This window comes from Gluconacetobacter sp. (genome assembly GCF_047721585.1).
GTDB lineage: Bacteria > Pseudomonadota > Alphaproteobacteria > Acetobacterales > Acetobacteraceae > Gluconacetobacter > Gluconacetobacter dulcium.
This window is the reverse complement of record NZ_JBDNXE010000207.1, coordinates 1-4,132: the sequence shown is the minus strand read 5'-3', so window position 1 is coordinate 4,132 and position 4,132 is coordinate 1. Positions and strand designations below refer to the sequence as shown.

General features: G+C 66.5%; 3 protein-coding genes. All 3 read left to right on the top strand.

Annotation, left to right across the window (positions count from 1 at the left end; translation table 11 throughout):
• The first annotated feature begins 627 nt into the window (after positions 1-627).
• Entirely contained in the window at positions 628-1,533 is a 906-nt protein-coding gene (locus ABF821_RS20155) for an N-acetylmuramoyl-L-alanine amidase family protein (RefSeq protein WP_415531367.1), read from the top strand.
• 50 nt (positions 1,534-1,583) lie between these two features.
• Positions 1,584-2,144, top strand: a complete 561-nt coding sequence (locus tag ABF821_RS20150) for a chloramphenicol phosphotransferase CPT family protein (protein WP_183009303.1) — start codon at positions 1,584-1,586, stop codon at positions 2,142-2,144.
• A gap of 309 nt (positions 2,145-2,453) precedes the next feature.
• Complete coding sequence (locus ABF821_RS20145) at positions 2,454-4,034, top strand: 2-isopropylmalate synthase (protein ID WP_415531366.1); 1,581 nt, start codon at positions 2,454-2,456, stop codon at positions 4,032-4,034.
• Positions 4,035-4,132 lie beyond the last annotated feature (98 nt).

Genomic DNA, 4,132 nt, shown 5'->3' with positions numbered 1-4,132 from the left:
ACCATCCATCACGACCACGCGGGTTTCTTCCGCGTGTGTCGTGTCGATCAGCATGCGCTTGGTCATTAAAAACGGAACTCCGGAATGCCCGCTCCTGCCGTCTGTCCGGCGTCCTCATGGGGGACGCGCCTTTGCGACGGGGGGGAGGGGCAAAGATGGAAATGGGAGACAATTCGACGGATCCGGAAGCCGTTGCGGCGAAATCCGCGCAGATCATGCCCGCGCGCGTCCCATGTGACGCGCGCTGTACCGGGCTGTCTGCGAACGCGGATCGCGTGGCGTTCATCCATCCTCATCAGGCGGTGACGCACACCTGCGCATGCGCGGTGCGGCGTCGGAATAAAGGGCATCGTCATCCTGCGCCGGCCTTGCGGTCGGGGCGGAGCGGCATCCGTGGTCCGTGGGTCACGGGTGCGGCCTGCCGGATGGGCCAGATCCTGCCGGTCGGGCCGTTTTCCGGCGCCAACAGGCGGAGACCCATCACGGTACAAGCATGACCCAACTGAGCCCGCGCTGCAAGCGCTGTCGCAACGCGCGACGACAGGCTGATGGTCCGCGTCAAAGATTTCCTGCAAGCTGTTGAAATGCAGACGAAGGGAACAGAGTCTGCTATCGTTGCGCGTGGAAATGGCCATAAGGGGCGGTTTCATGGATGCTGATCATTCCGCAGCGCGGCCGGCCGGGCAGGGGCGGCGCGCGATCCTGCTGGCCACCCTGGGCGCGGGGCTGGCCGCGCGGCCAGGCGACGCGGGGGCGGTCACGCACCGGGCCGCCGCGCATGCGCGGCCGCACCCCCTGCATGCTCCGGCGATCATAGGGCGGGCGGCGGCGCCCCTGCCGCTGATCATGCTCGATCCCGGCCATGGCGGGAAGGACCCCGGCGCGATCGGGGTTTCCGGCACCTACGAAAAACATATCGCCGAGGCCGCCGCCAGCGAACTGCAACGGCAATTACTGGCCAGCGGCGCCTACCGCGTCGCCATGACCAGGGCAGACGACCGCTTCATCCCGCTGGAAGGGCGGGTGGAGATCGCGCACGCGCACAGTGCGTCGCTGTTCATTTCCATGCATGCCGACGCACTGACCGACCGGTCGGTGCGCGGGGCCAGCGTCTATACGTTGTCGGGGCAGGCTTCCGACGCCCAGAGCGCGGCCCTGGCGCGGACCGAGAACAGCGCCGACCGGTTCGGCGGCCCGCGTGTGCATGCCAATTCGCCCGAGGTGGCGGCGATCCTGGCCAGCCTGGTGACGGAGGAAACGCGGCGCGGGGCCGCGCACATGGCCGCCAGCGTGGTGGATTCCTTCAGGCCCCGGATCGGCCTGCTGACCCATCCGGCACGCCATGCGGCGTTCGTCGTGCTGAAATCGGCCGACATCCCGTCAGTTCTGGTGGAGATGGGGTTCATGTCCAACCGGATGGACGAGGCCGCGCTGCGTCAGGCGGGGCATCGAATGATGGTTGCCGGCGCGATGAAGCAGGCGGTCGACCGCTATTTCGCCTCGGCCGGTGGCGTGACCCGTCTGACCGGCTGATGCGCGTGGGGGGGCGCCCGTCCTCCAATCCTCCGCTGCGGAGTGTCCGAATGGTCCGACGATCTTGCGTGGTCATCCTCAACGGCGTCGGCAGCGTCGGCAAAAGTTCCGCCGCGCGGGCATTCCAGGGGCTGGTGGAGCGGCCTTTCCTGCATGTCGCAATGGACGATTTCATCGGCATGCTGCCGCCCCGCCTGTTGGGCCATCCGGACGGTCTGGCGTTCGTGCCCGAGATCGCGGACGGATACCCTGCGATGGCCATTCGCGGCGGCCCGGTGATGGGGCGCCTGATGCACGGCATGCGCCACGCCGTGGCGGCGCTGGCGGGGCAGGGGAACGACCTGATCGTGGACGACGTGATGCTCGATGCCGCTGACGCGCGCGCCTATCGGGCATTGCTGGCGGGTTGTGACGTGCGTCTGGTTGGGCTGTTCGCCCCGCTGGAGGTCCTTGAAGAGCGGGAGCGCGCGCGGGGCGACCGCGCGATCGGCCTGGCACGCTGGCAGTACGGCCGCGTGCATCGCAACATGGACTACGATCTGGAACTGGATACGGCCGGCATGACGCCCGTGCAGGTCGCGCAGGGCATTCGCGACGCCTTCGCCTTGTGATGGCGCACGGGCTGGTTGTCCTCGCCCGATAATTCTGTTGCAATCGGCGGATCGGCCTGTATGGTGCCGCCCATGAATTCCGCAACGATCATGACGGCAGGCTTGTCGGGCGCAGTGGCGCCGGCCCTGTCGCGTGCCCGTGGTCGGGTCGCCCTTCTCCTTAGCCTTCGACTTATCTGCCCCTGAGCGTTCAGGGTCGGCTTGGTGCCGGCGCGCCCAGGGGAGATCGCGGGGGATACCCCGTATGCGAGGAGCCAACGCCGCTTCGGCGTTTGCAGGCGAACATTCCGGACCTGTCCGAGGTATTTCATGACAATCGACCATCCGTCCTTCGGCCGTATTGACGACGACCGGGTCATCATCTTCGACACGACCCTGCGCGACGGCGAACAATCCCCCGGCTTCTCGATGAATCTGGCCGAGAAGCTCCGGATGGCGGAAGCCCTGGCCGAGTTGGGCGTCGATGTCATCGAGGCCGGCTTTCCGGTAGCCTCGAAGGGCGATTTCGAGAGCGTGCATCAGATCGCCTCCACCATCCGTGGCCCGGTGATCTGCGCCCTGGCCCGCAGCGGCGGCAAGAACGACATCGCCAGCGCGGGCGAGGCCATCCGCCCGGCGGAACGCGGCCGCATTCATAATTTCATCTCCACCTCGCCGCTGCACATGAAATACAAGCTGCGGATGGAGCCGGAGACGGTGCTGGAACTGATTGTCGCCGGCAACAAGGCGGCGCGTCAGTTTACGGACGATGTCGAATGGTCGGCCGAGGACGGTTCGCGTACCGACCCCGATTTCCTGTGCCGTTGCGTCGAAGCCGCGATCAAGGCCGGGGCGACCACCATCAACATCCCCGATACCGTCGGTTATGCGACGCCGGAAGATATGGCCCGGATCTTCGCCGACCTGAAGGCGCGTGTTCCCGGCGCGGACACGGTGATCTTCTCGGCCCATAATCATAATGATCTGGGCCTGGCTGTCGCCAACACCATCGCCGCGCTGGCGGCCGGTGCGCGACAGATCGAATGCACGATCAACGGCATCGGCGAGCGCGCGGGCAATGCGGCGCTGGAAGAAATCGTGATGGCGCTGCGGACGCGCCAGGATGTGCTGCCCTACAAAACGGGCATCCAGACGCAGAACCTGCTGCGAACCTCGCGGATGCTGGCGACGATCACCGGATTCGATGTGCAGCCCAACAAGGCGATCGTCGGACGCAACGCCTTCGCGCATGAAAGCGGCATCCATCAGGATGGCGTGCTGAAGAACGCCGCCACCTACGAGATCATGACCCCGGAGAGCGTAGGCTGGACCCGGTCGTCGCTGGTGCTGGGCAAGCATTCGGGCCGTGCGGCCTTCCGCGACAAGCTGAAGGCCATGGGCTATGGCGAGATGGACGACGCGCATCTGAACGATGCCTTCGCACGCTTCAAGGACCTGGCCGACCGCAAGAAGGTCGTCTACGACGAAGACCTGGTCGCCCTGGTGGATGACGAAGCGCGCGATCACGCCCGCATCCGCTTCGTTTCCCTGGATATCGAGGCCGGCTCCCGCCGCCCGGCGCGCGCGGCCCTGACGCTGGATATCGACGGAGAGACGCGAAGCGCCGAGGCAAACGGGCAGGGGCCGGTCGATGCGGCGTTCAACGCCGTGCGGGCCATCTTCCCTCACGAAGCCAGCCTGCAACTCTATTCGGTCGGAGCGGTGACCGAAGGCAGCGACGCGCAGGCGCGCACGACCGTTCGGCTGGAAGAGAGCGGCAAGCTGGTCGATGGCCAGGGCGCGGACAGCGACACGCTGGTTTCCGCTGTCAGGGCCTATGTCCATGCCCTGAACAAATTGCTGGTCAAACGCGCCCGGACCGAGCCCGAGGCGCTGAGCGCGACCATCTGATAGCTGGTATCGCGGATTGAGCGGACAGGCGGGGCCTCTTTCGGGAGGCCCCGTTTTTTATGCCGGGTCAGTAATCGTAATAGCCCGCGGGTGGCGGC

What these genes read in the sequence shown, in the direction of transcription:
- ABF821_RS20155 (WP_415531367.1), top strand. Translation starts at nt 628, where the DNA reads ATGGCCATAAGGGGCGGTTTCATGGATGCTGATCATTCCGCAGCGCGG.
- ABF821_RS20150 (WP_183009303.1), top strand. Translation starts at nt 1,584, where the DNA reads ATGGTCCGACGATCTTGCGTGGTCATCCTCAACGGCGTCGGCAGCGTC.
- ABF821_RS20145 (WP_415531366.1), top strand. Translation starts at nt 2,454, where the DNA reads ATGACAATCGACCATCCGTCCTTCGGCCGTATTGACGACGACCGGGTC.